We start from the raw sequence: 4,817 nt of genomic DNA, 5'->3' as shown, positions 1-4,817 counted from the left end.
CCTGCGCCGGCATCGTCGGCCACGCCGATCTCACCCTGGGCGCCGCCGCGCGGCCGGTGCTGGAGGCGCACCTGGCCGCCGCCCCGGCGCGTTTCCGTGGCATCCGCCATTCACCGGCCTGGGATGCAGACCCGGCCGTGCTCGGCATCCTGCAGCGCAACCCGCCCGGCTTGCTCGCCGATCCGCGTTTCCGCGCCGGCCTAGCGGAATTGGCGGCGCTTGGCCTCAGCTATGATTGCTGGCTGCTGGCACCGCAGATCCCCGAACTGGTCGCCATGGCCCGCGCCCTGCCGGATCTCACCATCATCTGCGATCACCTGGCGACGCCACTCGGCACCGCCTCCTACACCGGCCGCCGCGATGCCGGTTTCACGATCTGGGCCGGCGGCATCAAGGCGCTGGCCGATTGCCCGAACGTGGTGATGAAGGTGGGTGGCCTCGCCATGCCGTTCGCCGGCTTTGACAGTTTCATGGCCGATCCGCCGGCCACGGCCCAGGTGCTGGCCGATGAATGGCGGCCGTGGATCGAAACCGCGATCGATCTGTTCGGCGCCAACCGGTGCATGTTCGAAAGCAATTTCCCGGTCGATCGCGGCACCTGCGATTACCGCACGCTGTGGAACGCCTTCAAACTGGTCAGCGCTCATTACAGCGAGGATGAAAAGACCGCGCTGTTCAGCGGCACTGCCACAAGGGTTTACCGCCTGTCGCTGTGACGACGGCAGCCCCCTCGCCGGGCCGCGGCAAGACCGAACCACAGGCCGCTGGCCGAAAACAGCAGGCTGGCGAACAGCAGCCGGTCATCTGGTGCGAGGCCGTCGTCGAGCAGCAGTGCCAGCACGGCATAGCCGGCGATGATGCCGATGATCAGGGCGGCCCAGGTGCGGTGATGGCGGTTCATGGCTGTTCTCCTTCCAGTTCGTCGCTGAAATCGAAAATCTGTTCGATCGGGTGGCCGAAGTGCCGGGCAAGGCGCCAGGCCAGACCCAGCGAAGGTTCGAACTTGCCGGTTTCGATGGCGTTGATCGCCTGGCGCGACACGCCGACCCGTTCGCCCAGATCAGCCTGGGTGAGGCCATGTTCGGCGCGCAGCAACTTCAGCCGGCTTTTCACAGCCCGCCCTTTCGCCACCACCAGCCAGCCAGGATGGCGAGATAGGCAAGCAGCTGGACGCCGATGACGATGATGATGCCGGCCGCAAAGGCGCGCAGTTCAGCCGGACTTGCCGGCCAGCCAATACCGCTGCCGGCCAGCACCGCCCATTGGAACAGGCCAAAGCCGAGCGCCAGGCCGGCAAAGCCGCCCCATAGCCAGGCGAATTTCACCCCGGCCAGCGCCACTTCATCCACCCGCGGGCCCTTCAGACAGGCCCACAGGCCGGCCGCGGCCATCACCAGGCCCACCAGCCAGCCGATAACCGCAGGCGCAACCCGGCCCTGGGCCAGTTGCACGCCCATCGCGATGACCACACCGATGAGCAGATAGGCGGCGTGATCGGTCCAACGGCGCAGGCGGCGTTTGCGACTCTGTGTCATGTATGCCTCACTTGAAGTCAGGTAAACATGACATGGCGCGCGACAGAAGTCAAGCAAACCTGACTTTCAGGGCGCGTTCAGCGAATCCGGGCGCGCTCAGAACGGTAAAGGGCGCCGGCCATCCACGGCCGGCGCCCTACCACATGCCCTGCCACTATGGGGTCGGCAGGCCGGTGTCAGTGCTTCAGTGATAGCGGCGGAGCAAACCTGCGAGCTTGCCCTGGATGCGGACCTGCTCGGGGTGATAGCGCTGCGGTTCATAGGCGCTGTTGGCTGGATCGAGGCGGATCAGCCCTTTTTCGTGGCGCAGATATTTCAGCGTCGCTTCGCTGTCGTCGATCAGCGCCACGACGATATCGCCGTCGCGCGCCGTGTCGCAGCGCCGGATCAGGGCATAATCGCCATCATGAATGCCGGCCTCGATCATCGAATCGCCCGACACTTCCAGGGCATAATGATCGCCGGGGCCGAGCAGGGCGGCCGGCACGGAGAGCGAGCGGTCGCTTTCCAGCGCCTCCACCGGCAGACCGGCGGCGATGCGGCCATGCAGCGGCACGGTGATGGTGTCGTTGGCGGCCAGCATGGCAACGGCCGGCGGCGCTGGCGCGGGCCGGCTGGCAACGAGGGTGAGGGCGGGCTTTTCGGCCTTCAGCGCGTCGGGCAGGCGCAGCACTTCCAGCGCGCGGGCGCGGTTGGGCAGGCGGCGAATGAAGGCGCGTTCTTCGAGCGCGTTGATCAGGCGATGCACGCCCGACTTGGACTTGAGGTTCAGCGCCTCCTTCATTTCCTCGAAGGACGGCGACACCCCGTCGGACTTCAACCGCTCATCGATGAAGATGAGCAATTCCTGCTGCTTCCTGGTGAGCATGACCGCTTCTCCCACGCCGCTCCAAAACGGAACATGGAAGGAACATCTAGAAAACAGAATGGAACATGTCAAGCGCAATGCAGGTAACTGGCGTACCGGCCGGCGCCGCCGGGGCGTGCGCCTCGCGGATGATCAGCAACTCGGCTTGGGCCAACAGGGAGAGGAGGGCGCTGTCCTGCCGCGCGAAGGGTTCTGCACCCGCTGGCGTGCGCCGGGCGCGCAGATGGTCGCGGCGGGCGCCATTGGCGGGCAGGGGCGCGGCCACCGGCAGCGTTTCCAGCGGCAGATCATGCGCCCGCCCGGCGAGGCGGGAGACCAGCGGCACGGCGAACAACAGCGCGGTCACGAACGCCGACACCGGATTGCCTGGCAAGCCCAGCACCCGTGTGCCGCCCAACCGCCCGGCGAGCAGTGGCTTGCCGGGCCGCAGCGCGATCTTCCAGAAATCGAGGGCCGCGCCGAGCTCCTTCAGCACCGGCACCACCAGATCATGATCGCCCACCGACGCGCCGCCAATGGTGATGATCAGGTCTGCCTCGGCAGCCGTGAGCGCGGCGGCGAGCGCGGCGCGGTTGTCGGGGATCAGGCCGGGGTCGTACACCTCGGCGCCGGCAGCGCGCAGCAGGGCGGTCAGCATCGCCGGGTTGGAGGAGACGATTTGCCCCGGCCCCGGCGTGGCGCCCGGCAACACAAGCTCATCGCCCGTCGCGATCAAGGTGACGCGCGGGCGGCGCACGACGGCCAGCGTGCCGTGCCCGCCGGCAGCGGCGAGGCCCAGATGGGCAGCCGAAAGCCGCGTTCCGGCCGCCAACAGCCGCTCGCCGGCAGCGAAATCCTGGCCTTGTGGCCGGATATGGGCGCCGATGCGCGGTGGGCCTTCGCCAGTCAGTCGCGCGGTTTCGCCAGTGCGCGCCACTTCCTCCTGCACCACGATCACATCGGCCCCGGCCGGCACCGGCGCGCCGGTGAAGATGCGCACCGCCTCGCCAGCGCCCAGCGTGCCGGGCCAGCCGTGGCCGGCGGCGCTTTCCCCCACCACCTGCCAGGGCCGGTGCAGATCGGTCCAGCGGATCGCATAGCCATCCATGGCGGCCGCAGCGAACGGCGGCTGGGTGAGGCGGGCAGAGACATCCTCGGCCAGCACTCGGCCGGCGCAGGCATCGAGCGGGAGGGTTTCGGCCGGCAGGGGCTCAACCCCGGTCAGCAGCTGATCCAGCGCTGCCGCAAAAGGCAGCAAGCCACTCATTCGGCGACGAAATCGCCTGAGCGCCCGCCGGATTTCCGCAGCAGGCGGATGCCGTCGATGCGCATCGTCCGGTCCAGCGCCTTGGCCATGTCGTACACCGTGAGCAGCGCGGCGGAGACAGCGGTGAGCGCCTCCATCTCCACACCCGTGCCGTGGGTGGTGACGACGGTGGCGGTGGCGCGGATACCAGAGGCCTCGATCGCCAGATCCACATTCACCGCATCGATAGGGAGCGGGTGGCAGAGCGGGATGAGATCGGCAGTGCGCTTGGCGGCCATGATGCCGGCGATGCGGGCGGTGGCGAGTACGTCGCCTTTCTTCACTGCTTGTTCGGTAATGGCTTGCAAGGCGTTGTTCGCAACATGGATGAAGCCTTCGGCCACGGCTTCGCGCCGCGTGGCGGCCTTGGCGCTGATGTCCACCATGCGCGCCGCGCCGCTGGCATCGAGGTGGGTGAGCCTGCTCACGCGGCGAGGCCCAGCAACTGCCGGGTCGCCGCGGTCACGTCGGGTGCACGCATCAGGCTTTCACCCACCAGGAAGGTGCGGATGCCGACGCCGGCCAGTGCTGCCAGATCGGCGTTGGAGGACAGGCCGGATTCGGCCACCAAAGTCTTGCCCGGCGTGTCGGCCAGTTCAAAGCTGGTCTGAAGTGAAACCTCCAACGTCTTCAGATTGCGGTTATTGATGCCCAGAAGCGGTGTCTTCAGCTGCACGGCGCGATCACGTTCGGCGGCGTCGTGCACCTCGATCAACACGTCCATGCCAAGCGCGTGCGCCACGTCCTCCAGTTCGGCGGCCTGCGTGTCCGACAGCGAGGCCATGATCAGCAAGATGGCGTCCGCACCGATCGCTCGGGCCTCGATCACCTGGTAGGGATCGACGATGAAATCCTTGCGGATCACCGGCAGCGACACGGCGGCGCGGGCGGCCTGCAGATAGGCGTCGCTGCCGAGAAACCAGCGCTCCTCGGTCAGTACCGACAGACAGGCAGCACCACCAGCTTCATAGGCGCGGGCCAGCGCCGCCGGATTGAAATCGGCGCGGATCAGGCCCTTGGAGGGGCTGGCCTTCTTGCATTCGGCAATCAGGGCGTGGCGGCCGTCGGCGTGCGCGGCATGCAGCGCCCGGATGAAGCCGCGCGGCGCATCGGCGGCGCGGGCCGCGGC

General features: G+C 67.8%; 8 protein-coding genes. 1 reads left to right on the top strand and 7 read right to left on the bottom strand.

All coding sequences use genetic code 11. From position 1 onward, the window contains the following. The coding region (locus tag GJ693_RS13860) for an amidohydrolase family protein (protein ID WP_156256868.1) at positions 1 to 716 on the top strand (716 nt) is incomplete at its 5' end. Here the strand turns inward: GJ693_RS13860 and GJ693_RS13855 are convergent. The 7 genes from GJ693_RS13855 to trpC form a co-directional block, all read right to left on the bottom strand. Then, the gene (locus GJ693_RS13855; RefSeq protein ID WP_156256867.1) at positions 698 to 901 is read right to left on the bottom strand and encodes a hypothetical protein; all 204 of its coding nucleotides are present in this window, start codon (positions 899 to 901) and stop codon (positions 698 to 700) included. The two genes, GJ693_RS13860 and GJ693_RS13855, sit on opposite strands and share 19 nt — an antisense overlap. Further along, entirely contained in the window at positions 898 to 1,113 is a 216-nt protein-coding gene (locus GJ693_RS13850; RefSeq protein ID WP_156256866.1) for a helix-turn-helix transcriptional regulator, read from the bottom strand. Before GJ693_RS13850 ends, GJ693_RS13855 begins: the two co-directional genes overlap by 4 nt. After that, positions 1,110 to 1,535, bottom strand: a complete 426-nt coding sequence (locus tag GJ693_RS13845; protein WP_156256865.1) for a hypothetical protein — start codon at positions 1,533 to 1,535, stop codon at positions 1,110 to 1,112. The genes GJ693_RS13850 and GJ693_RS13845 overlap by 4 nt, the downstream gene beginning before the upstream one ends. 184 nt (positions 1,536 to 1,719) lie before the next feature. After that, entirely contained in the window at positions 1,720 to 2,403 is a 684-nt protein-coding gene (lexA, locus tag GJ693_RS13840; protein WP_156256864.1) for a transcriptional repressor LexA, read from the bottom strand. A gap of 46 nt (positions 2,404 to 2,449) precedes the next feature. Further along, on the bottom strand, positions 2,450 to 3,649 hold the full coding sequence (locus GJ693_RS13835) for a molybdopterin molybdotransferase MoeA (RefSeq protein WP_156256863.1): 1,200 nt from the start codon (positions 3,647 to 3,649) through the stop codon (positions 2,450 to 2,452). Next, complete coding sequence (moaC, locus tag GJ693_RS13830; protein WP_156256862.1) at positions 3,646 to 4,116, bottom strand: cyclic pyranopterin monophosphate synthase MoaC; 471 nt, start codon at positions 4,114 to 4,116, stop codon at positions 3,646 to 3,648. The genes GJ693_RS13835 and moaC overlap by 4 nt, the downstream gene beginning before the upstream one ends. Further along, positions 4,113 to 4,817, bottom strand: a 705-nt coding sequence (trpC, locus tag GJ693_RS13825; protein WP_156256861.1) for an indole-3-glycerol phosphate synthase TrpC, incomplete at its 5' end; no start/stop codon positions are given. The genes moaC and trpC, both read right to left, overlap by 4 nt.

Origin of the sequence: Sandarakinorhabdus oryzae, assembly GCF_009733735.1 — a bacterium.
Taxonomy (GTDB): Bacteria; Pseudomonadota; Alphaproteobacteria; order Sphingomonadales; family Sphingomonadaceae; genus Sandarakinorhabdus; species Sandarakinorhabdus oryzae.
Note: the sequence above shows the minus strand (reverse complement) of the source record. Positions and strands in the feature narration are given on the sequence as shown.